General features: G+C 55.5%; 20 protein-coding genes, 1 tRNA gene and 1 pseudogene. 14 read left to right on the top strand and 8 right to left on the bottom strand.

Annotation, left to right across the window (positions count from 1 at the left end):
* The first annotated feature begins 215 nt into the window (after positions 1-215).
* The 5 genes from HRQ63_RS10710 to HRQ63_RS10690 all read left to right on the top strand — a co-directional run bounded on the left by HRQ63_RS10710 (position 216) and on the right by HRQ63_RS10690 (position 6,730).
* Complete coding sequence (locus HRQ63_RS10710; RefSeq protein ID WP_229714127.1) at positions 216-2,039, top strand: sensor domain-containing diguanylate cyclase; 1,824 nt, start codon at positions 216-218, stop codon at positions 2,037-2,039.
* 263 nt (positions 2,040-2,302) lie between these two features.
* Positions 2,303-4,348 (top strand): beta-galactosidase, encoded by a 2,046-nt coding sequence (locus HRQ63_RS10705; RefSeq protein ID WP_172243022.1) that lies wholly within the window; start codon positions 2,303-2,305, stop codon positions 4,346-4,348.
* Positions 4,349-4,488: 140 nt separating this feature from the next.
* Positions 4,489-5,199, top strand: coding sequence for a pirin family protein (locus HRQ63_RS10700; protein ID WP_172243019.1), 711 nt, complete (start codon positions 4,489-4,491; stop codon positions 5,197-5,199).
* A 20-nt stretch (positions 5,200-5,219) separates the two neighbouring features.
* Entirely contained in the window at positions 5,220-5,570 is a 351-nt protein-coding gene (locus HRQ63_RS10695; RefSeq protein ID WP_172243016.1) for a hypothetical protein, read from the top strand.
* Between the two features lie 260 nt (positions 5,571-5,830).
* The gene (locus HRQ63_RS10690) at positions 5,831-6,730 is read left to right on the top strand and encodes a hypothetical protein (RefSeq protein ID WP_172243013.1); all 900 of its coding nucleotides are present in this window, start codon (positions 5,831-5,833) and stop codon (positions 6,728-6,730) included.
* A 1,888-nt stretch (positions 6,731-8,618) separates the two neighbouring features.
* Here the strand turns inward: HRQ63_RS10690 and HRQ63_RS26360 are convergent.
* Positions 8,619-9,725 (bottom strand): annotated as a pseudogene (locus HRQ63_RS26360) (endo-beta-N-acetylglucosaminidase); the annotation flags it as partial.
* Between the two features lie 603 nt (positions 9,726-10,328).
* Here HRQ63_RS26360 and HRQ63_RS10680 point away from each other — a divergent pair.
* The 3 genes from HRQ63_RS10680 to HRQ63_RS10670 all read left to right on the top strand — a co-directional run bounded on the left by HRQ63_RS10680 (position 10,329) and on the right by HRQ63_RS10670 (position 12,494).
* Entirely contained in the window at positions 10,329-11,120 is a 792-nt protein-coding gene (locus HRQ63_RS10680; protein ID WP_172243007.1) for a MerR family transcriptional regulator, read from the top strand.
* Positions 11,107-11,631, top strand: coding sequence for a hypothetical protein (locus HRQ63_RS10675; RefSeq protein WP_172243004.1), 525 nt, complete (start codon positions 11,107-11,109; stop codon positions 11,629-11,631). Before HRQ63_RS10680 ends, HRQ63_RS10675 begins: the two co-directional genes overlap by 14 nt.
* 176 nt (positions 11,632-11,807) lie before the next feature.
* Positions 11,808-12,494, top strand: coding sequence for a DUF559 domain-containing protein (locus HRQ63_RS10670; protein WP_172243001.1), 687 nt, complete (start codon positions 11,808-11,810; stop codon positions 12,492-12,494).
* Between the two features lie 402 nt (positions 12,495-12,896).
* On the opposite strand, the gene HRQ63_RS10665 is transcribed toward HRQ63_RS10670, so the two are convergent.
* Positions 12,897-15,332, bottom strand: coding sequence for a glycoside hydrolase family 94 protein (locus tag HRQ63_RS10665; protein WP_172242998.1), 2,436 nt, complete (start codon positions 15,330-15,332; stop codon positions 12,897-12,899).
* A gap of 446 nt (positions 15,333-15,778) precedes the next feature.
* Positions 15,779-16,507, bottom strand: coding sequence for a hypothetical protein (locus HRQ63_RS10660; protein WP_172242995.1), 729 nt, complete (start codon positions 16,505-16,507; stop codon positions 15,779-15,781).
* A gap of 171 nt (positions 16,508-16,678) precedes the next feature.
* On the opposite strand from HRQ63_RS10660, the gene HRQ63_RS10655 reads away from it, so the two are divergent.
* Positions 16,679-17,470, top strand: a complete 792-nt coding sequence (locus tag HRQ63_RS10655) for a DUF3891 family protein (protein ID WP_172242992.1) — start codon at positions 16,679-16,681, stop codon at positions 17,468-17,470.
* Between the two features lie 82 nt (positions 17,471-17,552).
* Here HRQ63_RS10655 and HRQ63_RS10650 read toward each other — a convergent pair whose 3' ends face one another.
* From HRQ63_RS10650 to HRQ63_RS10630, 5 genes are all read right to left on the bottom strand, one after another.
* Entirely contained in the window at positions 17,553-18,134 is a 582-nt protein-coding gene (locus HRQ63_RS10650) for a hypothetical protein (protein ID WP_172242989.1), read from the bottom strand.
* Positions 18,135-18,200: 66 nt separating this feature from the next.
* Positions 18,201-19,130 (bottom strand): WYL domain-containing protein, encoded by a 930-nt coding sequence (locus HRQ63_RS10645; protein WP_172242986.1) that lies wholly within the window; start codon positions 19,128-19,130, stop codon positions 18,201-18,203.
* Positions 19,123-20,409 (bottom strand): helix-turn-helix transcriptional regulator, encoded by a 1,287-nt coding sequence (locus HRQ63_RS10640; protein WP_172242983.1) that lies wholly within the window; start codon positions 20,407-20,409, stop codon positions 19,123-19,125. The genes HRQ63_RS10645 and HRQ63_RS10640 overlap by 8 nt, the downstream gene beginning before the upstream one ends.
* 186 nt (positions 20,410-20,595) lie before the next feature.
* Complete coding sequence (locus HRQ63_RS10635; RefSeq protein ID WP_172242980.1) at positions 20,596-21,198, bottom strand: PBECR4 domain-containing protein; 603 nt, start codon at positions 21,196-21,198, stop codon at positions 20,596-20,598.
* A 290-nt stretch (positions 21,199-21,488) separates the two neighbouring features.
* A complete protein-coding gene (locus HRQ63_RS10630; RefSeq protein ID WP_172242977.1) occupies positions 21,489-21,869 on the bottom strand; it encodes a hypothetical protein in 381 nt (126 codons plus the stop codon).
* A gap of 238 nt (positions 21,870-22,107) precedes the next feature.
* Between HRQ63_RS10630 and HRQ63_RS10625 the strand changes: the two genes are divergently transcribed.
* From HRQ63_RS10625 to HRQ63_RS10605, 5 genes are all read left to right on the top strand, one after another.
* Positions 22,108-22,165: transfer RNA gene (locus HRQ63_RS10625), tRNA-OTHER, on the top strand.
* A 452-nt stretch (positions 22,166-22,617) separates the two neighbouring features.
* Positions 22,618-24,141 (top strand): TROVE domain-containing protein, encoded by a 1,524-nt coding sequence (locus tag HRQ63_RS10620; protein WP_172242974.1) that lies wholly within the window; start codon positions 22,618-22,620, stop codon positions 24,139-24,141.
* Positions 24,138-25,364, top strand: a complete 1,227-nt coding sequence (locus HRQ63_RS10615; RefSeq protein WP_172242971.1) for an RtcB family protein — start codon at positions 24,138-24,140, stop codon at positions 25,362-25,364. Before HRQ63_RS10620 ends, HRQ63_RS10615 begins: the two co-directional genes overlap by 4 nt.
* 85 nt (positions 25,365-25,449) lie before the next feature.
* A complete protein-coding gene (locus HRQ63_RS10610) occupies positions 25,450-25,761 on the top strand; it encodes a hypothetical protein (RefSeq protein ID WP_172242968.1) in 312 nt (103 codons plus the stop codon).
* On the top strand, positions 25,745-26,446 hold the full coding sequence (locus HRQ63_RS10605; protein ID WP_172242965.1) for an RNA 2'-phosphotransferase: 702 nt from the start codon (positions 25,745-25,747) through the stop codon (positions 26,444-26,446). Before HRQ63_RS10610 ends, HRQ63_RS10605 begins: the two co-directional genes overlap by 17 nt.
* Positions 26,447-26,480: the final 34 nt, after the last annotated feature.

Here is a 26,480-nt window from a genome sequence, read left to right as displayed (position 1 = left end):
TCCTGATTCGCCAAGCCGCCGGAACTTTCGTTTCCGGCGGCTTTTTGCCGCGCGCCGAAGTTTGGTGCACGCCCTAATCAAAAGCCCTCGAAACGCAGATAATAATAAGGAGGGTCGTCAATGAAGAACCGCCGCCGGGGAGGATGCTTTCCGATATCGGACATCACGGAAATATCGGGCATCCGTCGATCCGGCCGGGCTTAAGGAGATTTGGAATGAACCGAATGATCAAGGATCTTTTTCAGGGCAAAAAATTCGTCGGGTCGGGATTGGTCAAGGTCAGCCTCGGCTTCATGGTCGTGTTCGTATTGATCGTAGGGCTGGGCTTCGCCTATATCGTCCGTTCGCTTTTCGCCAATTACGAAGGCGTTCGGCAGACTGCGGATCTGCGCACGCAGTTGCTGAAGCTGGAGAACGCGATGATCGACCAGGAAACGGGCCAACGGGGCTATCTGCTCAGCCGCCGCGAAGAGTTCCTGGAACCGTTCGACCGAGGGGAAATGAACTACCATGCCGCGTCGGAAGCGCTGCTGCTACAGGTTCGGAGCATGGACGTCGAAGCTTCGTTCGAGGTAGCGGTGTTGGATTTGACGACGACGGGAACGGCATGGAAAACGGAATTCGGCGACGCGCAGATCCGTAAAGCGATGGCCGGACAGGAAGTGACGGAGCAGGAGCTGTCGGATGCCAAGCGGCGTTTCGACCTTTTCCGTTCGAAGGAAGCCGCGCTGCTCGACCAGGTCGAAATCCTGCGCGCGGAGCGCCGGACCTCCATGCTGAATCGTTTATACGCGCTGTTCGCGGCCATGGGCACGCTGTTCGTCGTCGTCCAAATCCTGATGCTTAACTATTTGCAAAAAGGATTGATCCGTCTTACGCGCCCGATCATCCAACTGGACCGCGCCGTGTCTTCATACGAGGGCGGCAACATCCAGGAGAGGCTGCCGGATTACCGCGAAGACGACGAGATCGGGCGCCTGGTCCTGAATTTCAAGCGCATGCACGAAGAGATGGAAAAAGAAAAGCAGGCGCTGGAGAATACGTACCGCATGATCAACACGCTGCATCAGTCGCGCAATCTGGAGGATGCTTACCGCAATATTTTGAAATCGATCGGGGCGCTGACGTCGTGCGGACGCATGTCCGTCATCACGCAGAACCCCGACGGCCTGTACACGATCAAAGCGGTCTGCGCCGACGGCGTCGTTTCGCTGGACGAGCTTCCGCTGCCCGATGAAGCGGACGACGTCGAGGAGCTGCTGCTCGGCGGCTTTTCCACGATTTACGACGATTGGTCGAAACATCGCACGCAGGGAGCGATCGCGGAGCGGCTTTACGCCGGCGGGATTCTTTCGTCCATGCATATCATCCTGCGCAAAGAAGCCCGGGTGATCGGCGTGCTGAATTTGATGTCAGGCGAAAAAAGTTTTTTCACCGCGCAAAAAAAAGACCGTCTGGAGAAGCTGTCGCCGATGATCGTTACCGCGCTCGAGAACGCCAGCGAAACGATCCGCATCCGGGATATGGCGATGCGCGACGGGCTGACGGGACTATGGAACCGGCGCTATTTCGAGCAGGCGTTCGACAGCCAATTGGCGAGACAGGCGGCGGGGCAATCGGACGGTCGTCCGCTGAGCCTGATCCTGCTGGACATCGATCGTTTCAAAGTGTTCAACGATACGTGGGGACATGCCGAAGGCGATCTGGTGCTCAAGCACGTCGGCCGACTGCTGCAGCAGCAGGTGCGTACCGGCGACATTCCGGTTCGTTTCGGAGGCGAGGAATTCGCGATCCTGCTTCCGGACACCTCCCAGGAAGAAGCGACGGTCGCGGCCGAACGGATCCGTAAAAGCCTGGAATCGGAATCGCCGTCGCGCAAATACTGCATTACCGCAAGCTTCGGCATCGCGACGAGCGGCGGGGGGCGGAGCAAAGAAAAATTGCTCGAAGGCGCGGACCGAGCTTTGTACCGTGCCAAAGACGAAGGGCGCAACCGGGTCTGCATAGACATGGGCCCCGGCGCGCAAAGCATTGTGTAGATCTGCGAACAGGCGTAGGCAGATCCGTTTTCCTGCTCGTTTCGACGCGTGCGGCGCGGCGGTCGCGTCTGATGATCGGACGAGTCGGGAAAGGATTCGCCGGAACGTCCGCGTGCGATCGGAGAACCGTTCGGAGCTTCGAGCTTCCGGGCGGTTCTTTTGCGCGTTTACGGAAAACGTTTGCGAAAGGGCAGGGATCGACGAAGGAAGCGCGAATCTGTTTAAGACGATCAGAGGTTTGAATCCGGAAAGGGGCAGGCAGGATGACAGAATCGCAGGAAAGAGCAATTTACGAACGCGTGCGCATGGGCGTCGATTATTACCCGGAGCATTGGGAAGAGACGATGTGGGAAGAAGATGCGGCGCTGATGAAAAAGTCCGGCGTCGCCCTCGTGCGCGTCGGCGAATTCGCCTGGAGCCGAATGGAGCCGCGGGAGGGCGAGTTCGATTTCGGTTGGCTGGACCGCGCGATCGATTTGTTCGGCCGCTACGGCATCGACGTGGTCATCGGTACGCCGACCCATACGCCGCCGAGGTGGCTGACCGACAAGTATCCCGACGTGCTGCCGATCACGCCGGGCGGAGGCGTCTATCAACCGGGCGTTCGCGGGCACCGCTGCTTCAACAGCCGTTCGCTGCGCAAATTCGGCGAACGGGTGATCGATAAGCTGGCCGAACGTTACGCCGAGCATCCGGCCGTGATCGGTTGGCAGACGGACAACGAGTTCGGCATGCTGGACAGCCAAACGCCGCAGGCCGCCGAAGATTTCCGCGATTGGGCTTATCGGAAATACGGGACGCTGGAAAACTTGAACCGCGAATGGGGAACGGTCGTCTGGAGCGGCGAATATTCGGATTGGAGCGAGCTGACGCCGCCGCTCGGCGGATCTCCGTACCAGAATCCGTCGTTCCTGCTGGACTTCGCCCGTTTCCAATGGGAAACGGTGGCCGATTTCCAAGCGGGACAGATCGCGGCGATCCGCAGGCACTGCCCGGATCATTTCATCACGCATAACTTCCACAGCTATCCGCAGCGGCTCGATCTGTATCAGGTCGGCGCGGACTTGGACTTCGCTTCGTTCGATTATTATCCGAACACGTCGCCGGATAAAGCCGCCACTTCGCCTTACAGCGGCGCGCTGTCGCTGGACGTGACGCGCGGCATCAAGCGCAAAAATTTCTGGATCATGGAACAGCTCAGCGGCTCGCCGGGCGCCTGGATGCCGATGTGGCGCATGCCGCAGCCGGGTTACATCCGCGCTTACGTCTGGCAGGCGATCGCCCGCGGCGCGGACACGGTCGTGCATTTCCGCTGGCGCAGCGCCCCGATCGGCGCGGAGCAGTTCTGGCACGGCCTGATCGACCACAGCAACGTCCCGGGCCGCCGCTTGGCGGAATTCGCGCAAACAAGTTCCGAGGCCGAGCATCTTGCGCCGCTGCTGGAAGGAACGTCGCCGGAGGCCGAAGTCGCCGTTCTGATGTCGCACGAGCAGCTTGAAGCGCTTCGCGTGCAAAAACAGGCGGACAGCTTCGACTACTACGAGAACCTGAAGACGTATCACCGGGTGCTGACCAAGCTCGGCATCGCTTGCGACGTCATCGACTGGCGTCAGCCGCTGGACGGTTACCGCGTCGTCGTCGCGCCGCATCTTTATCTGTTGGACGACGAAGTCGCGGAGCGCTTGTCCCGTTTCGCCGCGGACGGCGGGACGCTGGTTACTACGGCGCGGACAGGGGTTAAAAACATGAACAACGTCTGCGTGATGCAGCCTCTTCCGGGATTGCTGGCCGATTGCGCAGGCGTGAAGGTTCGCGAGTACGACCCGCTGGGCAGCGACGTTGTTCGGCTCGACGATCAGGACGGGGAGCAGTTTGCATGCAGCCAGTGGGCCGATATTCTTGATCCGATCGAAGGGAGCCGTACGGAAGTTCTGGCCCGTTACGGCGGTACTGCATTTTTTGCAGGGGAAGCGGCCGTTACCCGGCATGAATTCGGGCGCGGGGAGACCTATTATCTCGGCACGCATCCCGAAGAGAATTACTTGCGCAGCCTGCTGCTGCGGATCGCGCGGGAGCGCGGCGTGACGCATGCGGAAAGCCTTCCGCCGGGCGTTCAAGTATCCGTGCGCAGCGGCGGCAGCGGAGCGTACCTGTTCGTGCTGAACTTGGGACGCGAGCCGCGTCGGGTCAAGTTGTCCTCCGATGCTTATGCCGAAGCGGCCCGGGGCGAAGGATTGTTGAGCGGGAAACGCCACGGCGGCGAGATCGAGCTCGAGCCTTACGGCGTAGAAATTTTCCGGATAAAATGATGTTATAAGACTAATTTTTATAAAGCATCTAACTTAAATTTTTATTTTCCTATTGAAAATTTTAAATTAAAAGTAATAATAGAAAGAGAAGCGGAGAAATCCGCCATCCTCACGCAAATCGGAAAGGGGCTCGCCAAGCGATGATTCAGGTCTATCCGGCAAGTTCGCGTTTTGAATATGATAAAGGCTGGTTGAAAGGCGGACACAGCTTCTCTTTCGCCGAGTACTACGATCCGGAGAATGTGAAGTTCGGTCCGATGCGCGTGTGCAACGATGACGTGATCGCGCCGGGCAAAGGTTTCGGCGCGCATCCGCACAGCGACATGGAGATCATTTCGATCATTCTGTCCGGACGGCTGCGTCATGAAGACAGTCTGGGCAACGTAGCCGTTACCGGATTCGGCGGCGTGCAGCGGATGAGCGCGGGAACCGGCGTGATCCATACGGAGCATAATCCTTCGGAGCACGAGAACGTGCACATTCTTCAGCTTTGGTTCGAACCGGCCGAGCGCGGCAAGCAACCTTCTTACGCGACGGGCGAATTCGATACCGCCGCGCTGGACGGTGCGCTGCTGCCTGTCGCTTCCGGTCAAGGGCTTGAAGGCGTGACCGATATGGGACAGGACATGACCATCTATTTGAGCCGCTTGGAAGCCGGGCAGCAGATCGATTTCAAGCAGGCCGTCGGGCGCAGAGTATTCCTTTTCGTGATCGAAGGGGAATTGGCAGTGTCCGGCGCGGGCGAAAACGTCACTCTGGGACGCCGGGATACGGCCCGCATTACCGAAGCGCCGGAGCTTGCCTTAACCGCATCAAGCCCGGTCTTCTACATGCTGGTTGACCTGCCGTGAGCGAAAAGGAGGAATCGACAATGGCCGAACCGCAGCAAGATCATGAACGCATTCTCGTGAAACATGCCGTTACGGGGCGAATGTTCATCAACAGCGGAACCGACGACGTGACCTACGAGCTGGAGCGCTCGGGCGAAGACGGGAGCTGCGTGCTCAGCATCCGAGGTATCGCGCCTTGGTTAGCCGAGGATATTCGCGGCATGCAGCGCGAGCTTAACGTTTTTCACTTCGAAGAACCGCCCGGCATTCCGCCGATCAAGCATTGGTTCTATGTCGGCGAGCATGATGTGGTCTACGAAGAAGCCACGTCCACGCTGACGATTCGTACCGGCGCGGAAATTACGTACAAACCGGATGAATATTGGGCTTGAGCTTTAAAAAACATACAAGCAGCGATCGAAACCGACGTTTAACCGCGTCGGTTTTTTCGTTTTTTACTTTTCAGCAAACATTCAGCCCCGCTTCAGGTTCTTCACAAAATAGCCGGATAAGATGTCCTTGTACCTTCAATGTTGACAAGGTACTTGTCACCCCGTCGGCAGCCGTAACGCGTGAAACACGCCCCAAATATCCGTCCGAACATTCCAAACGGCATGTCGCAGATCGGACGATCTTCAAGGAGGAATACGATATGAACAGAAAAATCGCAACCGGTGCATTGGCTTTGGCGCTTGCGGCAGGAGGAAGCGCCGCCGTGTCGCATACGTACGCGGACGCCGCCGCAGCTCCGTCTTCAGGCAGCCAGACGACGGCTCCGACTATTTCTTCGGCCGACCCGCTTCAATCCGGCAAGCCGCTTCCCGGCCCCGGCGGACACGGCCTCCGCGGCGGTGCGGGAAGCGACCGGGCCGAACTCTCTTCGCTGCTGAAGCTGACGGAAGACGAATTGAAAACCCGTCAAGAAGCGGGCGAGACGCTGTCCGCGATCGCGACCGCTCAAGGCGTGGACCCGCAATCCGTGATCGACCTGCTCGTATCGAAGCACGAGACGAAGCTCAAAGAAGAACTGGCCGCCGGCGATATCACGCAAACGCAGCATGACGAGCGTCTTGCTAAAGTGCAGGAACGCGCGCAAAAAGAAATCGAACAAGTCTTCGACGCTTCGAAAAAAGGCCCGGGCAAAGGGCCGCACGGCGGTCCCGGTGCCGGTATCGGACCGAAAGAAGAACGCGAAGCGGTTGCTTCGCTGCTGGGCCTGACGTCGGATCAGTTGAAAACCCGTCAGGAAGCAGGAGAATCGCTTGAAGCCATCGCGACCGCGCAGGGCGTGGACAAACAGAAACTGATCGATCTGCTCGTATCCGACCGCGAAACGAAGCTCAAAGAAGAGCTGGCCGCCGGCGATATCACGCAAGCGCAGTATGACGAGCGCGCAGCCGAAGCGCGCGAGCACGCGGGCGAACGCATCGCGCGGGTAATCGACCCTGCCGCTGCCGTTCCGGCCGAAGGCCAAAAACGTCCAGGCGGCCCTCGCGGCGAACGGGGCGGCGCGGGCGAAAACGTCGACGCTCCGGCTCCGGAGACGCCTTAATTCGCAGTTTTCAATACCTTGCTCCGCAACCGGACGCCTTTCGGAACGCCACCGAAAGGCGAATGGTTAGTCGGCAGCAGATCTCAATGAAATAAGTGCGAGAGTGCCGTTATTTGATCTCTTTTCCATGCAAATATTAAAATAAGTACGTATGTACAGTTATTTCGAGAAAAGAAGCGAAAATAGGCGCAAATTAAAAGGATTAACTGTATATTTGTACTTATTTTCTTCGAAACGCAAAATAAAACCGAGATAACTGCATATTCGTATTTATTTAGGGAGTGTACGCAAAATCTGCTTCCGTCGGAGTTTGCGTACACTCCCTAAGGTAACCTTCATTATTTTTAGAACACATCACACAAAAAAGGCTGAACGAACGCCGAGGAACGGTATTCGTGTCAGCCTTTTTTATGAATTCAACTTGTATCCTGTCTTCAGAACCAAATTACGTTTTTAATTCGTAGCCGTAAAGCGTTACTGCTCGCTTTTCGACTATTTGCCGTTCAATCTATTCGCCTTTCAACACCACGGGTTCCGATTTGTTGCCGCTGTAATCTTCCAACACGACTTCGACTTTGGACGCCGTCGAGGCGAAGCTCAAGCTGGCCTTGGTCGTGCGGCCGCGGATGATGCGATCGCGGTCGCCGACGTTATAAGTCGTCGGGAACGAACGCAGTTTGCCGTCTTCGTAGACGTACAGGTAACGCCAATCGCGCGTATTCGGCATCGGCAGATTCAGCGTGCTGCCGTTCCAAGACCATTCTTCGGCATACGGTTCGGCGATCGTATCGGCGAAAGCGCCGGAGATCGAGACCGGAGTCAGGCCGTCTTTTTTCACGGTTACGATATACTCGTCGCCGTTAAGCGGCATGTTCTCGAATACGGCAGTCGTATCGCCGTGCGGGATCGTCAGCGTTTCGTCGATCGGCTGCGGCGTGGTCGTCCAGTTGACGGAGCGGACGTTTACCGTCGTATCGCCTTTGACGCTGCGCGGAACGGTCCATTTGACCGTCAATCCGCCGTTTGCGGCGGCTGTGGCCGTTAATTGTTCGGGTGCCGTGTTGAGGTTGAACGGCACTTCGGCGGCCGCGCTTTCCGTGCCGTCCGGTCCGACCGCTTTCAGTTTCACGACGCCGGATTGAGCCGGAAGGTTTTTGATATAAAACGTCTCGTCGTACTTGCCGCCCACGAAGGTGTCGTTGACGTACACGTTGTACAGCTGCACGTCGTCATAGTTGCCGTCCAGGTTCCAGTTCACGACCATCTCGCCGCTTTCCGGATATGCGGCTTCGATCTCAAGTCCGGTCGGAGCGGAAGGAGCGGTCTGCGTGTTGTTCGAAATTTGCAGCTCGCCGACGTTCATCCGGTAATCCGCGATCGGGCTTGCGCCAGGCTCGAACACGAGGCCGAAGGCGGCGATCTCGCGTCCGGCGTACGCGCCGAGATCGACCTGCGTCGTTTTCCAACCCTGCGTTTTGCCTCCGGTGTTCGGTACGGCTACTTTCACCACGTCGTCCGGAGCATCCGCGAAGATCAGGCCGACGCTCATGAGCGAGTCGTCGCTTTTGACCGTTTTATTGTACGTCACGGACAATTCGGAGCCGGAGGCGACGTTCAGGTCCGTTTTGTACAGGCGCAGGAACGTCTCGGCGTCGAGCTTGCCGCGCAGCGCCAGCGAGCTTCCGCCTTCGTAAGCGCCGATCATGGCGCGATCGAACTTGTCGGACACGCCCGTTTTGTACGAACGGCCGTAATCGAACGCGACGTCCAGCTTGCTGCCGGACGTTTCCTGCCACCACTGCCAGCTCGGAAGGATGTTTTGCAGGCTCATGTTGGACCATTCTTCGTCGTTCGATACTTTGCCGTTTACATAGTAATCAAGGCCGTGGCCGGTGTTGAAGTGGGTATGGAACGTATCGCCGCCGACAACGGAACGCTCCGCCACCACGGAAGCGATCCCCGGCCAGTAGCGCGTATCCGCATAGACGTCGGCTGCCTCGTTTTGCGCCGTAACCGCCGTGTTCGCCGGATCGAGGTTCGGACCGGACCACCACAAGCGCTCGCGGATATCCGTCATCCACTGGAAGTCGTTTTCGTTGCGTTTGCGGCTCGGCCAGCTCTGGTTCATGTCTTCGTCGAGACCCGCGTGCACGAAGTCCGCGCCGAGCGTCGCCAAGCCGGCGCGCATTTGGCCGTCGGCGTCGAGCTTGGCTTTCAGCGCCGAGCCCTGCACGTTTTTGAACCGGTCGCGGCCGGCTTCCAATCCGGCGTAGCCGTTTTCGAACAAGCTGAAGTCGGTGCCGTATTTGGCATTCCAATCCGCGAGGAATCTTTCCGCGTTGTCAATCTGGGTTTTGCCCATGCCGTAGTCGAAGAAGAAGGAATCGGATACCTGCTGCCCGTCTTCGGCGTCGTGCAGGAACATCATGTTATTGCCGCGGAACGTGCGGGCGAACGTGTTCGAGCCCGTATCCGTGTTGAGCGAGTCGTACCACTGGATATACAGGCCGGAGTTTTTAAGCGTCTTCACGAATTCCTGGTAATCCGGGATATCCGCGACGGCGACGTTCGGCCCGATCTCTTCCTGGTTCACGAAATAACCATCGTACCCGAAGTATTCCGCCATTTCGATCAGCTTTTCGGCGACGGGGAAATTGCCGTTTTCGTCTTTGACGATCATCTGCTTGTAGGTCTGCTGGCCGCGGTCGTTGTTGGAGAAAAAGATGCCGGCCAGCGACAGGACGCCGTTTTTGTGCGCCGCGTCGGTGTAGGTCGGATTCGGAATATTCAGCATGCCGAACTCGAACCATTTTTGCTGCCAGTCTTTTTGCGCCAGTTCGTCGTAGTATTCCGGCGGCGTGTACGCGGTCGCGGTGCCGTGCCAATACGAATAATAGTCCGTGTACTGCCAGAAGTTGAAATGGTACTGCGCGAACTTATTGGTGTAAGGCGCGTTTTCGATAAACGCGTTCCCGTAATCGCCCGCCACGTTCATCATATGTACGTCGGGACTGATGGTCGGGTCTGCTTGGGTGGCGGCGAACGGCGCGATCCGGGGCTGCAGCGGCACGCGCGAACGCAGCAGCTCGGAATCGCGGTCGCGTTCCGGCGTCCAGTCGAGAATATGCCCGCTGGTGTAGCCGTGCACGCTCGGTTGATTCAGACCCTGGGCACTGTCGCCGGTGAACGGCCAAGTATCGCCGGCGCTCGCTTGCAGCGGCAGGCCGGTCGCGATCAGGGACAGGGCGAGTGCCGCGGCGGCGGCTTTGCGCGGAAAACGGGACTGGGGACGGCGGGAAGACTTGATCCTTTTTCGAGAGCTCATGAGATTCCTCCGTTTCGATAAATGATCATCCAAAAGCACAACAGGCGGAATGAAGCTCGTCCGAATCGACGCGGATCGAACAAAGCTTCGACGGCTGGAAACGACTTCCTTACTAAGCTATACGATGAAAGCCTTTACAAAAAGGGGTGAAAGTAAAGATTGAAGGGCCAAAATAAAGAAAAAGCCCGGATTCGTATCCGTATCTCGGAATAAAAAAGATTGACCGTGACGCATACGTTATGGTTTACACTGAACCCGGAAGGAGCGAACCGCATGATTCGAACCGGAGCCTTGGCGCGCAAAGCCAACGTGAGCAAAAGAACGCTGCAATACTATGAACAGATCGGACTGCTGAAGCCGACCGTCATTTCGGAAAACGGCTATCGCCATTACGACGATCGGGCCGCTTTCCGGTTGCAAAAAATTTTGCTGCTGAAGTCGATCGGCTACACGCTTCAGCAAATCAAACAACTTCTTCAATCGCGCGAAGATGCCGACGAGCACGAGGAATGGCTGAACTCGCTGAAGCAGCAGATCGAACTCATGGAACGGCAAAAAGAAGAATTGAGCCGCAAGCAGTATTATCTGCGATCCGCGATCGATATTCTCAACCTTCGCGGCTTAAGCGGCATGGGCGATCTGCTGGAGATCATCGAAGGGTTGAACGACCGTCCTCTGGTCGAAGGCGTGGTGCCGGCCGAATTCGGCGACGATCCGTCGATCACGCGGGAGGAGCAAGACGCTTTGGCCAAACTGCCGGTATGGGGGAGCGACGACGAGCGATTGGAAGAGCTGTTGTCCCTGCTGCGGCAGGCGTCGGACATGATGCCGGCCTCCCCGTATTCGGAAGAAGCGCAAGCTCTCGCCGGCCGGCTGGACGCGCAAGCGACGGAGCTGTTCGGAGGCGACTCGAAGCTTTTGGATACGTATTGGGAATGGATCAGACCGCAAGAAGGCGAACAACCGGCGGTCATCGGATTGGAAAGCGAATTAATGGATTACGTGGAAAAAATGATCGACTTTTACCGAAAACGAAAAGAGGGTGGACCGGATGGGAAATCGTAGCCCGGGAAGTCGCAGGCCGATAAAAGCTTCTGAAAAAAAGGTCGGCGGGTTGATCTTAGCGTTGTTCCTGCTGCTTGTTCCGACGGCCTGCGGAGCGTGGCAGAGCGGACCCCAAAACGAAACGGAGCCGATTCGGCAGCAAGAAGCGGATTCGCACGATAACGTTAGCAAGCAGCCCGGCAGCAATTCCGACGACTTCATCACCGTCGAGGTGATCGTCGAAAGCGACCGAGATTCCGCTTCCGGATTCAAAACGGAAATCAATGCGCGCAAAAACCCGCAAAGCGCATCGTACGATACGATCGAACTGCCTTACCGCGAAACGTTCGAAGTGAGCAAAGACGCCTTCATCCCGCTTCCTTCCGTCCGGCTTCAAGCCGATGCTGCCGACGATGCCGAATGGATCAGCTGCACGATTTTGTATGACGGCGAAGAAGTAGCGACCCATCTCTCGCGCGGCGACGGCGCGCAGGCCGTGTGCGAGAAAAAGTTTCGTCTGGGTCCGGGGTGAGACGGCTGGCTTTCTTGCGCGTTTCGTTTACAATAAAACCGATCGTTTTTTTATACGGATCGGCGACGAAGAACGTCCCGCTCCTTTCCTGTTACCGGGAAAGGCAGTCGGGACGTTTTTTTGTTTTTGTCGTCTGAATTGCCTGCATATCATCATATACGGGGGGGGGAATTATCATGGATTTTGAATCCGCGCATCGCTTGTTTGTCGAGCATCATCTTGCGGAGCGTTCCGGCGAACGCCAAGATCGCCTTCGGCGAGGACATCGCGAAGCCGAACGGCTTTTTTGCCGAAACGTCTGGTGGCCGCTCCGTCAACATTTCGACCGCCTGCATCCGGAGTATGAAGTGACGGATTGGAGAGGATTGGTTTATTTTTGCGATTTCGCCTGGATCACGCCTTACGCGAAACTGATCATCGAGATCAAAGGCTTCGGCCCGCATATTCAAGATATGGACCGCCGCAAGTTTTGCCGGGAGTTGAGCCGCGAAACTTTTCTGACCGCGATGGGTTTTCAAGTGATTTCGTTCGCTTACGACGACGTGGCTCAGCGCCCGGAATTGTGTATCACGCTGCTGAGGATGGTATTGTCGCGGTATACGAGTTCCGAAAGTCCCGTCTCCGTCAAATCAGGCGTGCTTGCGGAACGGGAAACCATTCGATTGGCTTGCACGTTGGCTCGTCCGCTTCGGCCGATCGATATCAAAACGCATTTTCGAATCGATCATCGCACTGCGGTCAAAATTTTGCAGTCTCTTTGCGAAAAAGGAGCGATGACTGCAGTCTGCGCCGATCCGCAAACGGGCAAAACCCGATATATCGTTCGTTACGAGCTGCGGAGCGAGGCTTTGAATTGGCTTTAGCGGACAGGTGAGAGAAAAGATTTGAACAGGCGGAAGCTTGCACGGATCGAAATAAAATGTTGTGGATATCCATCATTTTCACTCTTATCTATCAATTTTATAAAAAGTGTTGCAGAAATCCATTATTTTTAACTCTATTGAACGACTTATAGCTTTTTCTTATTAAAATGATGGATACTTGCAACAATTTAGGCCGATTATGCATGGATGGTATAGATTTGTTGGATTTTCACAACATTTTGACTACGAATCCGGAGGAGGATGAAAAGGCGGCAAAAGATGCACATCGGAATGTATGAAGACATGTTCCGAGCTCTAGGCGGTGCGCAATATTTTGGTTTTTGATGACGCAGACATGAAAAAAAGGGCGGTTGCCCGCCCTTCGGCCAATTTCCAAAAAGGTTAGCCTAACACGACGACAACCTCATGGCTGCTGCCCGCTTCGAACACCGGCAGCACGTTGCTTTCGATCGGCGAGCCGTCCACCGTAACGGACTTCACGCCTTTCGAGACGTGATCCGGATTCTGAATCGAGATCTTGTACTCCGCGCCGCGGAACGAGCGGGTAATCTTGTAACCGTCCCAAGCTTGCGGAATGCACGGATCAATCCGCAGGCCGTCGTAATCCGGCTGGATGCCGAGAATCGCCTGCGTAATCGCGACATAGTTCCAGGCCGCCGTGCCGGTCAACCAGGAGTTTTTCGCTTCGCCTTCGCGCACGGCATCGCGTCCGGCGATCATTTGCGAGTAGACGTAAGGCTCCATGCGGTGCACTTCGCTGATGTCTTCCAGGTAAGCCGGAGCAATCTTGGCGTACGTCTCGAACGCGCGGTCGCCGCGTCCGATGACCGTCTCGGCAATCGTTACCCACGGATTGTTATGGCAGAAGATCCCGGCGTTTTCTTTATAACCCGGCGGGTAGGTCGAGATTTCGCCGAGGTTTAGATAATACTTCGAATACGCGGGCTGTTGCAGCATGATGCCGTAGTCCGTTTCCAGGCGGTCGCGGACGGAGTTGAGCGCTTTTTCCGCCAACCCTTCTTCAACGCCGATGCCGGCCATGACGCAGAAGCCTTGAGGCTCGATAAAGATTTGGCCTTCTTCGTTTTCGCGGCTGCCGATCTTCTCGCCGTGGTAATCGTAAGCGCGAAGGAACCAGTCGCCGTCGAACCCGTGCTCGATCGTGATTTTGCGCATGTTTTCGATCTCGCGCTCGGCGCGCGTTGCTTCGTCTTCCAGACCGCGTCTGCGAGCTAGCTCCGCGTAATCCGGTCCGGCGAACACGAACAATCCGGCAATAAACACGGACTCTGCCGTTTTGCCGTCCAGATTGGTCGTCGTCTGGAACGACTCGCCCGGTTCTTCGGAGAAGCAGTTCAGGTTGAGGCAGTCGTTCCAGTCGGCGCGCCCGATCAGCGGCAGGCCGTGCGGACCGAGGTTGTTCGTGACGTGGTCGAAGGAACGCTTCAAATGCTCGAACAGCGTCGCGCTGCCCTGGCGTCCGCTGTCGAACGGCACGTCCTCGTCAAGGATGCCGTAGTCGCCCGTTTCTTTGATATAAGCCGCCGTTCCGGTAATCAGCCACAGCGGATCGTCGTTGAAGCCGCTGCCGACTTCGTTGTTGCCCTGCTTGGTCAGCGGTTGATACTGGTGATACGCGCCGCCGTCGTCGAATTGCGTGGACGCGATATCGATGATCCGTTCGCGGGCGCGGTCCGGAATCTGATGCACGAAGCCGAGCAGATCCTGGTTGGAGTCGCGGAAGCCCATGCCCCGACCGATGCCGGATTCGAAGTACGAAGCCGAACGCGACATATTGAACGTGACCATGCACTGATACGGATTCCAGATATTGACCATAAGGCTGAGCTTGTCGTCGCTGCTTTGGATCGAATATTTGCCGAGCAGTCCGTCCCAATAAGCAGCGAGGTCCGCCAGCGCGGAATCGACCTGCGCGTCCGTCGCGAACGCTTCGATCATCGCTTTGGCCGGCTTTTTGTTGATCACGTTCAAGCTTTCCCACTTTTCTTCCTGCGGGTTCTCGACGTAGCCGAGCATGAAGATCAGGGACTGCTCTTCGCCAGGTGCCAGCTCCAGGTGGATGCCGTGCGACGCGATCGGGGACCAGCCGCTGGCGACGGAGTTGCCGGATTTGCCTTCGGACGCGACCTGCGGCGTATCCAGTCCGTTGAACGCGCCGAGGAACGTATCGCGGTCGGTATCGAAGCCGTCGATTCGGCGGTTGACGGAGTAGTAGGCGTAATGGTTGCGGCGTTCGCGGTATTCCGTTTTATGATAAATGACGGAGTCTTCGATCTCGACTTCGCTGATGCTCAAGTTGCGTTGGAAGTTGGTCATGTCGTCGTGCGCGTTCCAGAGGCAGAATTCCAGGTAAGAAAATAACGAAACCCTTTTCGGAGAATCGCTGACGTTGCTGACTTTTACGCGATACACTTCGGCATTGAATCCGAGCGGCACAAAAGCCAGTTGGTTGACTTTTAAGCCGTTGCGCTCTCCGGTAATCGAGGTATAACCGAGACCGTGGCGGCATTCGTAGAAGTCGAGGTCGCGCTTAACCGGCATCCAGCCCGGCGTCCAATAATCGCCTTCGTCATGTACATAGAAGTAACGGCCGCCGTTGTCGAGCGGAACGTTGTTGTATCGGTAACGGGTGAGACGTCTCAGTCTGGCATCGCGATAGAACGAATAGCCGCCCGCCGTGTTGGAGATCAGGCCGAAGAACTGTTCGTTCCCCAGGTAGTTGATCCACGGGTAAGGCGTTTTAGGCGTTTGAATGACGTATTCCTTGTTGGCGTCGTCGAAATAACCGAATTTCATCGTGTGAACTCCTCTCAAATAAACCCTCGATTGGTCAAGAACAACTCGAGTATAATAAGAATGTAAGCGGTTTACAACAGAGTGTGCACAAATGACATGAAATGTTCAGAAATCGTTTTCGGGAAAAATGCGTAGGTGGGGGAAGCGAGAAGACTCCGAGAGAAATTCGTTCAAGGCGCTGTCTCACTTGGAAAAGCCGATTGGAATTTTTAGTTGAAGGTTTCCAAGTTCAAAGGCGCCAACATGGTGCTGAATGTTACCGCAGGTTTTCTTCGAAAACCTGTATTTCACTGAATTTCTCTCTCCGTCTTCTCGCTTCCGGCTACGTTGGGGTTTTTCGACACGATTTAAAGAGGGAAGAGGGGAAAAGGGCATAGATCAAAATCGAGTAGATCGGGACTGTATAAATCAAAACAGTATAGATCAAGACGGGTTGATCCCGTCTTTTAGTTGCCCCATACGCGTTCGCGTTTGCCGTCGTTCATGGTTAACTTCAGCGTGCCGGTCTCCAGTGCGTTATTCCAACTCATATTGCTTGTGATATCGGCCAGTTCGGGGATTGGCTCGGTAAAATGAGCTCCGATGACTTCGATGCTGCGCGTATCGATGTGCGTGTCTTGGAGCGGGATGTCGAGTGTATAGGTGCCTCGGGAATGCAATTCGATATCGATTGAAATCGTCGATTTCAGATCGATCGGTTGACTGCCCCGATTCGTGACCACGAACGAGCAGCCGCCCGTCGCTACGCCTTTTTCAAGATCAATGTTACAAGCCGTTTGCTCCTGATCGACGGCAACGGCATACACGCCCGGCGGAATAGTAGCCTGATAGCCGAGTAATGCTGATTTTCCTAGCATGGGCAGCAGCCATAGTAGGGCCAGGCAAAAAATAATTCGATGGCGGTTGAGCGAATCCCAGATCAGGTACAAAGCCCAAAATGCGAATCCGATAAAGATCAAGTTGGCGTACATAATACTTCCGTTTCCCGCGATCGGAATCGTCAGCGGCAAACGGATCAGGAGCAGCGCCTCCTCGTACAACGGTCTGACGCCGGGATATCGGATCGAGAGAAACGTGAGTATGCCGGTTAGGATCATGGCTTTGCGGAAACGCTTGGGATCGCCAATCCACGGTGCGGCTTTGGGAGACGTGCGGGCGGTAGATTCCAGGTTCATATCAGCTCTCCTTTCCTAATAATCATTGCAGTTTATAAACGCTCGGGCTAAGCTATTCGTTACGGTCAACTTGCAATTCGGGTAATAGGGATTATAGCCACAGAAAAAGCAATGCGGCATAAGATCAGTAGGTTTTCACCCGCCGCACCGATAAGAATGGGGGATTTGTCGATGATTATACGCGAAACGAAAGATTCGTTCGTACTTGTCCAACAGCATGACCACGCCGCGTTTTCGGGAGAAGCCGCGGCTCGGTTTCAGGATCGTTTTTATATGATGGAGAGAGTCGAGGAATCGCCGGGCATGCCTGCGGTTACGAAGGAAGCGATCGTGCTGGGCGTGACGGAACATGACCGCGGTTGGATTCGTCCCGACGATACGCCCGTATGGGACGACCATCTGCATGCGCCGTATTCGTTCAACGAGTATCCGCTGCTGCCGAAAGTCACCTTTTACCGGATCGGGATCGACGAGCTGGAAGAAATGCACCCGTACGCCGCGCTGCTGAGCAGTCTGTATTACAGCGTGTTCGAAGATTTGCAGACGTCGGAGCGCGAAGATTGCGTGGCGTTCGTGCATAACGAGGAAGAGCGCCAACAGCGGATCAGTCAAAAGTATACGGGCGTGCAGCAGGAGACGTTATTGCTCCATCGCCAGATTTTGCAGACTTGCGACGGGTTGTCGCTGTATGTCTGCTTGAACGCGCCGGGCATCCCCAAAGAAGAAGAGCACGAGTGGTTCCAAGACGGCGTGCCGGGTTCGGAACCGTTCGGAGGCGGCGGACTCGTACAGCTGAGTTGGGTCGACGACAAGACGGTTAAAGCCGATCCTTCCCCGTTCGACGGCGAATTCTCCGCGACGCTGCGCGAGAAGCATGTGCCGAAAGACCGGATCAAAGAGGTCGGAATCGCGCAAGCGTATGAAGAGACGGAATGGACGGAGCGGGAGATTAAGTTCGTTTGATCTTTAACGTGAGAATTTGAAAAGGACGCCTTGCGCGAAATCCGCGCAGGCGTCCTTTTTTGCGTATCCGCTGATTTACGGATCACTTATCTTCGAACGTCACGTAAATCTGCACGTCCGAGCTGCGGATCACCGGGAGGGTCTCCGCGTATTGAATGCCCAAGAAATCCAGCTTCTCGCCCCAGTCCGCGCGCTCCGCGTCGTCGAACGCGTCGCCGTAACGATCCAGCACATAGGTCAGCGTATAGAGATCGATCAGCGCTTTGCCGTCCTCCATTTTTGACCAAGTGGCGGGCAGCACGATTTCGTTTTCTTTTGCCGCAATCTTTTTGCCGGAAAAGTTCAGAATCGCCGTCCGTCCTTCGTTTGCGATGGAGACGGTCTTGGCTGCCGAGTTCCAACGGATCGCTTCGACTTGGCCGCCGAACAGGTCTTTGACCGGGATATAGCGACTGTCGTAAAACGTGCCCGTTTGCGCTGCTTCCGGCGTGAAATCACCGCCCAGCCGATGCAGCCAAATTCCGTCAATGTCCGTGAAGTAGGCGATTTCGGCGCGCGTTCGCAGCGAAGGTTCGGCGTGAGCGCTGCCGTGCGGCAGCACGGTCAAAAGAAGCGCCGATGCGATAGCGACAAGAAACGGTTTTTTGATCCGAGAAACGTTCATCCGCAAGCTCCTTTCATGATGGACTTACAACATATGAACGCATGGACTTCCTGTCTTGTTCGACGATTAGCCCGGAATTTTCGTCCGGACGATGATTGCGGAAGGGAGTTTCGAGCTTGAAGATTGATCCGCCTTTTGCACCTCCGCCGAGCCTTCGGCTGCTTTGCTTTGATCGCTGTCCGAAGTTTCGATCGCGTCCGCACCGTACAAAGCCAACGCCTTCCTCGCCGTTTCCCGCATCCGGTATTTCAGGTAATTCCCTTCTACAACGCGGACCCGCTTGCCCAGAAAACGCAGCTTGGTCAGCACGAATTGGCCCTCGCTATCGGTAAACGTCAGATGAATCCGGTAGGTCCGTTCTTCCTCGTCGAACTCGACCCTTTTATCGAAGCAGGAAAAAGCATGCAGAATCCGCGTCAGTTCGGCGTTGAACGTCCGGATTACCTCGACGACGGCTTCGTGCCGCGGCGCTTCGAACAGCTTCTGCGCGCGAACCGTTTGCTCTTCATAAGAGGTACGGGATACGCGCGACTGCTCGACCGACACGATATGGCACAGCCGCGTATGCAGGATCGAGCGCGTCGACGAATTGTACCAGTGCAGATACCATTCGCGTTTGACCATCGAATACTCCAGCTTGTACGGAATCCCTGGCTGCGGCTCGTTGAGTTTGCCTTTTTTGGTGCGGCATTGGATGGTCATTCCCTGACGGTTGCGCAGGATGCGGCGGATCGGCGACAGTAGCGGATGGACGATTTGGGTTTCAAGGCTGCCCGCTTTTTGCTCCAGTCCGTCCAGCAGGTTCGAGATTTCGTCGTCCAGCACGCACTCTTGCAGCTTGGCGATCGTGCGCGGCTCCAGAGCTTCGCGCGCCGCCGGATGCTCCAGCATCGACTTCAGCCAGGAGCGTTCTTGCGACGTGAGCGTGTAGACGCCCGTTTCTTCAAGCCGCGAGGAGAGCTGGTAGTTGAATATTTTTTCAAAAGGATTATTCATAATAGTCTCCGATCTCCTTCCATTCGTCGATGAACGACTGTCTCAAATCCGCGGGCGCCAGCACTTCGCAGCTCGACCCGAACCCCCGCAGCCACGGCCGGATTTCCGTCACGCCGTTGACTTGGATCTCGTAGATGAAGAAGTCTTCGTTCTCCTCCACGATCTCTCCCCATTGGCCCTGCAGCCGCACGCGTTCCGCGATGAAGTCGGCTTGTCCGCGAGGACGGTAGAACTTGGCGCGTACCGTGACGGTCTCGCCGGTATCGATCAGCCAACTGTGGCGCATTTGTTCGTCGAGCTGCTTCTTTTTGAGCGCGAAATACTCGTCCGGCGCTTCCTGCTCTTCCGCGATGTCGATCATGCCCTCCATGCGGAACTTGACGAAACGGCCTTTTGCGGCGGCGCCGATCAGATACCATCTGCCGTATTGATGATCGTAGACGACCTTAAGCGGCAGCGTGTTTTCGCGACGGACCTCCGTTTCGCGGCCGAACAGGGGATTGGTTTCTTTGGCCGAGTAGCTTTTGCGATTTTTCGGCGAAAAGTATTGGAACGAGATGCGCTTGCGCAGATGGATCATGCGCAGCAGGGTATACAGATGGGCTTCGTCCAGAATGCGCGCATCGTAGTGATATTTGTAGGAAAACGGCTCTAATAAACCATCGTCCCATTCTTCCTCGGGTACGGCGGATTTCAGCGCTTTTTTGAGATTTTCGCGCAGCAGATAGCCTTGAACGGACGGAATCTGCGTGTTGGCCATGACATCGACGAACTCGTAGAGATCGATCAGTTCTTTTTGCGACAGGCAGTCGGTCAGGTCGTTGTTCAGCACGTAGCGGTACGGCCGGCCGCCCGTTTCGCGACGAACCACGCCGATCTCTTCCAGATAGCGCAGGTCGGAACGGATCGTTTTCTCGTCCGGCATGGCGGCATCCAGAGGGAGGCGTTCGCAGCAGGCGTCGAGCAGCTCGGCGGCAGTCTGCGGCGTGCCTTTGAGCGCGGTCAGGATGAGCGGCAGGCGGCGGCTTTCCGATTCTTTCATCGACTTGGCGCGGTACAGGAACAGCAGCACCGGCTCGGCCGAATCGGCGTAACCGTAGCGGAACAGGTCGGCAAAATCCGCGTCCCCGCTGATTTCGCGCAGTTTGCGGACCGTTTTGTCGAAGGTATGTACCGAGATGCCGAGACGTCCCGCGAACTGCTGCCGATCGTAACCGCCTCCGGTCAGGGCAAGCAGGCGAAGGAACTGGATCTCTTTGTCGAAACTTTCTTTGGCCATGGGTCTTTCCTCGCTTTCTCGTCACTCTCCATTGTAGACAGCGGGAGCGGGTTTGTAAAAATCCGGGTGCTGCGTGTACGGATATTTTAAACGGAAAGGGAGGAGAGGGGAAAGGGCGTAAGTATGGCGAACGAAGTATCACCTGATACAATTCGCGCTTAGGCAGAAAGTATGGTGAGAGGGCTTTTATCGAAAAGAGTATGTATGAGTTTCTAAGTAGAGAGTAAAATCTTGGTGTTCACAATATTTGAATACTTCTCCATCATTGAGAATTTCGTAAACGCAGTGAACCGGGAAGCCTGCACCAATCGAATTTGATTTGCTTGATTTTAAGTTGAGAAGCGACTTTGGAGCAAAACATCCGTCGTTGATGTGGGCGAGAGCCATGCAGAAGTTAGCTTTATTTGTACGTATTGCTGCGTCGTATTCTAATTTTAAATAGGTACCATTACCAACAATTCTCAAGTTGCAAGTTAAGATCTGATCGAGATGAGGAACGACTTCTAGTTTTTGATCCGTAGTTCCGTCTGGTTTTTTCTTTATCCCATCAGGAGTTAGCTTATTCTTGCTTAAAGCACTATAAATGGAGGAAGGGCTAAACTCTCGATTTGTTTTAGGGTCAATATATTTTATTCCGAAAAGGTGAGCAAAATTCGATTTTCCGGATTTTAGGATTAATTCGTGGTACTTTCCTCCCTTTTTGTATATGTAATGGACCTCTTTGTTTAAGAGTTTTTCATAGTGTTGTTGTGCAGTTTTTAAAAATGAAATCGTCTTTTTACTCTCCATACTGCCTCCAAAATCATAAAGAAAGGGAAGAAGGTAAATGCCCTTCTTCCCTTTCGAGAGTGTAAACAAATTAGGTTTTTATGTTGCTTGCCAACGCCTGGCACCCGAAGTCCAGGAAGAGTATCAGGTTTTTATGTTGCCTGCCAACTACCAGCATCCGAAGTCTGGTAAGAGTATCAAGTTTTTATGGTGCCTAATCACCATTGCTACATTCAATATTATACGTTAAAGAGCTTAAAATGGTCAAGAAAACAATGCCTATATTTATACAAAAATTATTGTAATATCCTTTAAGGCTGTGGATAAATCAAAACATGATCTTCACCGTGCTTGAGATATACGCGGTCCACTTTAGAGAAACCGTCGTTTTGAATCGAGATATCAAAATCTCCATGCGGATGCTTTTTCGTGACGAGTCCGCCTTGCAGCGTGATGTACAGATTGCTGCCGTCTTGTTCGTATTCGCAATCCCGATAGCTCAATGCGCTTGCCATCAGCGTTCCGCTGAGTCTCAGAGCATTAGGCGTCAATTCCACCTGATTGAACGCGATTTCGGCTGTCGACAGTTCGGATTCGTTCATCTCCAGCACCGAACGAAAAACCAAAATTCCGCTCAGGATCACGGCAAGAAGAATGGCGGTTGTCCAGACAAGACGTTTCTTTTTGAACATGGTATACACATCCCTTTATTGAAGATCAAGGTCAAAATTCGAATGATTATTTCTTGAACGCAATCCGATCGAGTTAAGTTACCGCTGTCCAAAAATAATGGATCTTCCCTGCATTTTTTGGCGTTTGCCATACTTTCGCCCTGTTGAAGCCCCTCCAGCCATGCGAAGATGAACCCAGGCAAACGAGAGCGGCGAGGCCAAACGGCCTTGAGCGTGACCGAAATTGTCCGAGGCGCCAGGAAGGGTTACTTCGACTTTTAATCGGCAGGTCGCCGGTTCGAATCCGGTTTCCGCCATGCGCGGCGGAATAGCTCAGCGGTAGAGCAGCTTGTTCCTTTCCACCTTTTTCCTCGGACATGCCCTAGTACTAACCGAACACGTAACGTCGACGAGGCGCGGGAGAGGGTTCCTTCGACCATAAAAGAGAACCAAAACGGCAGTAAAGGGTTTCGAGCAGCTTGTCTTGTTTGGAGGTAGGGGTACGCCCGTCTGAATCCCACCTAAAGCGTATGGGTTTCAGCCGATCGTAACCCAAAATTCAAGTCAGACAAGCTACTGGCCCCGCGTGACCTTCTCCGTTTTTCTTCGCCGGCGATTCGTGTTCATCTATTATCTGCTGCTTAAACGCAAGACGTTCATCCATGTCGTCGCGCAAAAACATGAACGTCCCGCGTGTGAGCAGCACAGCGATCCGTTTCCTGATCAACACTCCGAATAAACAGTCCGATATCCAAAGGAGGCCATCGACATGAGTCGTGCCGTGCAACGTTTTACCGAATCCCTGTTCAACGCCGAAGGGTACCGTGCCCACAATCGCAGCTTCGAAGAAGAATACGTGCAGATGCTGCTGACCAATACGCTCGGCAATACTTTTTATGCCGACGCCCGCGATCTGCTGGCTCAAGCTGCCGATACGCACGAAGCGATGGTCGAGCTGAATCCGGAATTCATGGCCAAGGCGCTGGTGTTCGCGAGAACGAAAGGCTTTATGCGTTTGCAGCCGATTTACGGGTTGGCGGTACTGTCCAAAGCGCGCCCTGACCTATTCCGCAAAGTATTTCTGCACGTCGTTCTGATCCCGCCCGATCTGTCCGATTTCCTGACGATTCTGAAAGGCATGGGCCGCGGGCAGGGAGGACGCGCGGTCAAGCGCCAGATCGCGGCTTTCCTGCAAAAAACGTCGGAATATTGGGCGATCAAATACGGCGGCCGCGGTCGGGGGTATAATTTGGGAGACGCGATCGCGACCGCGCATCCGATCCCGACCGACGAACGCCAGCAGGCGCTGTTCCGTTATCTGCGCGGCCGCGAGACGACGCTCGACGGTCTGCCGCAGATCCAAGCCGTCGAACAGTTGAAACAGGCGAGCAAAGACAGAACGCGCATCCGCCTGATCCGTGAAGGCAAGCTGCCGTACGAGACGGTGACCGGAGCGGTAACGGCGAACAAAAAAATCTGGGAAGCGCTGCTGTACCAGATGCCGATGTTCGCGCTGCTGCGCCATCTGAACACGTTCGAGCGCGAAGGATTGTTCGAGCATCCTCAGCATCTGCGTTACGCGGTCGAGCGTCTGAGCGATGCGGCGGCGCTGCGCAAATCGAAGATTTTGCCGCTGCGTTTTGCCACGGCTTACGGTCAGATGAAACATCCGGTTATCAAGGAGGCATTGGCCGAAGCCGTCGATCTGACTTTTGCCAGCCTGCCGGATCTGCCGGGACGCACCGCGATTCTGCTCGATATTTCGGGTTCGATGGAAGGCGATTATTTGCGGACGGGTTCCGTTTTCGCTTTGGCTCTGTATAAAAAGACGGGCGGGCGCTCGATTTTTCTCGCCTTTGACCATGAAGTGCACGACCCGCAGCCTTCGCGAAACGCGAGCATTATGGGACAAGCATCGCGGATCAAAGCCAGAGGCGGAACGGATACGGGCCTGCCGATGCGGCGTCTGACCGAGCTGGGGGAAAACGTCGACCAGATCATTATCGTGACGGACGAGCAGCAGAACGAAGGCAGTCCTTTTTACGCCGAGCTTCAGCGTTACCGTGCCCGAATCAACCGCGACGCCAAAGCGTTCATCGTCGATCTGTCGCCGTATCGCGGAGCGATGGTGCCGAAAGAAGACCTGAACACGCATTACGTCTACGGCTGGAGCGATCAGGTGCTGCCTTATATCTCGGCGGCGGCGCGCGGTTTCGATTCCATGAGCGCGCATATCGCGAGAATGGATCTGGATCGGTTAGCGGACGAAAAAGAAGGGAATGAAACATCATGAGTTACGAAACGATAGATAAGGTAAGGGTATGGGGAAAAGTGGACGAAAGCGCGTTGAAACAAGCTCAAACCTGCGCGTATCACGGCAGCGTGGTGCAAGCGCTGCTCATGGCCGATCACCATAAAGGGTACAGCCAGCCGATCGGCGGCGTCATCGCGTACGAAGGACAAATCTCGCCGAGCGGCGTCGGTTACGATATCGCCTGCGGCAACAAAGCGGTCCGCACCAACCTGACGGCCGACGACGTGAAGCCGCGCATCAAGTCCGTCATGGATCAGATTGCCCGCAGCGTGGAGTTCGGCGTGGGCCGCGTCAATCAGCAAAAGGTGGATCACGAGCTGTTCGACGATCCCGACTGGTCGGTGTACAAGCAGATCGGCGGGAACGTGCACGACAAGCTGAAAAAGCTGGCTCGGGATCAACTCGGCACGGTCGGCAGCGGCAACCATTACGTGGATATTTTCGAAGAGCCGTCGACGGGACGGATCTGGATCGGGAACCATTTCGGCAGCCGGGGCTTCGGTCACAAAACGGCGAGCGGGTTCCTGAACTTGGCGGCGGGCCGCGATTTTCTGGGCAAAGCGCCGGGCGAAAGCATGGATCAACCGCCTGTATTGTTCGATCTGGACAGCGAGACGGGCGACATGTATTACCGCGCGATGAAGCTGGCCGGACGCTACGCGTACGCGGGACGGGATTACGTCATCGAGCAGGTGCTGGGGATTTTGGGCGCGACAAGCGATTTCGAAGTACACAACCATCACAACTTTGCCTGGAAAGAAAAGCACGAAGGCAAAGACTGCATCGTCGTGCGCAAAGGAGCGACGCCTTCGGCCCCGGGACAGCTTGGCTTTATCGGGGGCAGCATGGCGGATATTTCGGTGATCGTGCGCGGGAAAAATACGGCGGAAAACGCCGAGTCCTTTTACAGCACGGTGCACGGAGCGGGTCGCATCATGAGCCGGACCCAGGCCGCGGGCAAAATGAACTGGAAAACCCGGGTGCGGATCGGCGGCGAGATCACCGAAGAGCGCATGATGAACGCGGTCAAGCAGTTCGATGTCGAGCTGAGAGGCGCAGGCACGGACGAAAGTCCTTTCGTGTACCGGAAGCTTCAAGAAGTATTGGACGCGCATTCGGAAACCATCGATGTGCTGCACACGCTGAAGCCCATCGGCGTCGCGATGGCGGGGGCGAACGAGTTCGATCCGTACAAAGATTAAAAGAACGTTCGCGCAAAAATGCGGCTCCGGGGAAACAAACGGAGCCTTATTCGCGTTGAATAAGTAGCGGAAGGGGCATGGATTGATGGAATCAGGCATTCATGAGTTGTACAAGCGCTTGGACAGGTTGACGGAACATCTGGACGAAGAGCGGGCCGTCATCGCTTTGATTGATTTGTATGCGGATGCTTCGGCGTGTACGGGTGCGCATGATATTACGGATTTCATCCCTATGGCGATTAATGAAAACGCGTCTTCGAACGTGATCGAAGAGCTGCATCGAACGATCGAAGCCGAAAGAGACCCTTGGCTCCGCGCCGAGTATGCCAGTTGGCTTCGGATGCCCGGCGTAAGGCGAGAAGAAACGAGGAGAACGACTAATGAGCAAAAACAATAAAAAGAGCGGCGGAGGCAATCCTTACCGGGGACAAAGCCGGGAACCGAAGTTGTCGACCGCCGAGCAGGACAAAAAAATCAGCAAACTGATGTCCATGATGCTGCGGCATTCGCCGGAAGATTTCGGCCTGACGCTTGATCCGGAAGACGGTTCCTGCGGACTCGACGAGCTGCTGGCGGCCGTTCGCGAACGCACAGGTTACGCGGAGACGACCGAAGAAGACATCCGGGGCGTGGTACGGCGTTCGGACAAGCAGCGTTTCGAAATCCTGGAACCTGCGGACGAAGCGGAAAAGGGAGCATCGGCCGAAAAAGCGCCCGAGCCGCGTATCCGCGCCCGTTACGGCCATAGCTTCGGACGCGTGACTTATCCGCAAAGCACGCCGCCGACCGTCCTGTACCACGGCACGGGACGGCAAGCGCTGCCTTCCATCGAAGAACACGGGCTGCTGCCGATGGGGCGGGAATACGTCCATTTATCTGCGGAGACGTCGTTTGCCGCTTTGGCCGGACGGCGTAAAGGCAAGCTGATCATGCTGCGTATCGACTCCGCGGCGGCGATGCGCGAAGGCATTGTTTTTTACGATGCGGGCAGCGGGGTTTGGTTGGCGGAGCGCATTCCTCCCAATCTGATCAAGCTGGACGAGACCTACGAAGACAAGCCCGAGCCGCGTTCGAAAAGTTAAAAGAACAAGGTTGGATGTATTCGGGCATCGATCA

Origin of the sequence: Saccharibacillus endophyticus, assembly GCF_013185185.1 — a bacterium.
Lineage (GTDB): Bacteria > Bacillota > Bacilli > Paenibacillales > Paenibacillaceae > Saccharibacillus > Saccharibacillus endophyticus.
The sequence above is the reverse complement of the archived record's forward strand: the minus strand, read 5'-3'. Positions and strand labels throughout refer to the sequence as shown.

Coding starts and splice junctions, on each gene's coding strand:
- HRQ63_RS10710 (WP_229714127.1), top strand. CDS start 216: ATGAACCGAATGATCAAGGATCTTTTTCAGGGCAAAAAATTCGTCGGG.
- HRQ63_RS10705 (WP_172243022.1), top strand. CDS start 2,303: ATGACAGAATCGCAGGAAAGAGCAATTTACGAACGCGTGCGCATGGGC.
- HRQ63_RS10700 (WP_172243019.1), top strand. CDS start 4,489: ATGATTCAGGTCTATCCGGCAAGTTCGCGTTTTGAATATGATAAAGGC.
- HRQ63_RS10695 (WP_172243016.1), top strand. CDS start 5,220: ATGGCCGAACCGCAGCAAGATCATGAACGCATTCTCGTGAAACATGCC.
- HRQ63_RS10690 (WP_172243013.1), top strand. CDS start 5,831: ATGAACAGAAAAATCGCAACCGGTGCATTGGCTTTGGCGCTTGCGGCA.
- HRQ63_RS10680 (WP_172243007.1), top strand. CDS start 10,329: ATGATTCGAACCGGAGCCTTGGCGCGCAAAGCCAACGTGAGCAAAAGA.
- HRQ63_RS10675 (WP_172243004.1), top strand. CDS start 11,107: ATGGGAAATCGTAGCCCGGGAAGTCGCAGGCCGATAAAAGCTTCTGAA.
- HRQ63_RS10670 (WP_172243001.1), top strand. CDS start 11,808: ATGGATTTTGAATCCGCGCATCGCTTGTTTGTCGAGCATCATCTTGCG.
- HRQ63_RS10665 (WP_172242998.1), bottom strand. CDS start 15,332: ATGAAATTCGGTTATTTCGACGACGCCAACAAGGAATACGTCATTCAA.
- HRQ63_RS10660 (WP_172242995.1), bottom strand. CDS start 16,507: ATGAACCTGGAATCTACCGCCCGCACGTCTCCCAAAGCCGCACCGTGG.
- HRQ63_RS10655 (WP_172242992.1), top strand. CDS start 16,679: ATGATTATACGCGAAACGAAAGATTCGTTCGTACTTGTCCAACAGCAT.
- HRQ63_RS10650 (WP_172242989.1), bottom strand. CDS start 18,134: ATGAACGTTTCTCGGATCAAAAAACCGTTTCTTGTCGCTATCGCATCG.
- HRQ63_RS10645 (WP_172242986.1), bottom strand. CDS start 19,130: ATGAATAATCCTTTTGAAAAAATATTCAACTACCAGCTCTCCTCGCGG.
- HRQ63_RS10640 (WP_172242983.1), bottom strand. CDS start 20,409: ATGGCCAAAGAAAGTTTCGACAAAGAGATCCAGTTCCTTCGCCTGCTT.
- HRQ63_RS10635 (WP_172242980.1), bottom strand. CDS start 21,198: ATGGAGAGTAAAAAGACGATTTCATTTTTAAAAACTGCACAACAACAC.
- HRQ63_RS10630 (WP_172242977.1), bottom strand. CDS start 21,869: ATGTTCAAAAAGAAACGTCTTGTCTGGACAACCGCCATTCTTCTTGCC.
- HRQ63_RS10620 (WP_172242974.1), top strand. CDS start 22,618: ATGAGTCGTGCCGTGCAACGTTTTACCGAATCCCTGTTCAACGCCGAA.
- HRQ63_RS10615 (WP_172242971.1), top strand. CDS start 24,138: ATGAGTTACGAAACGATAGATAAGGTAAGGGTATGGGGAAAAGTGGAC.
- HRQ63_RS10610 (WP_172242968.1), top strand. CDS start 25,450: ATGGAATCAGGCATTCATGAGTTGTACAAGCGCTTGGACAGGTTGACG.
- HRQ63_RS10605 (WP_172242965.1), top strand. CDS start 25,745: ATGAGCAAAAACAATAAAAAGAGCGGCGGAGGCAATCCTTACCGGGGA.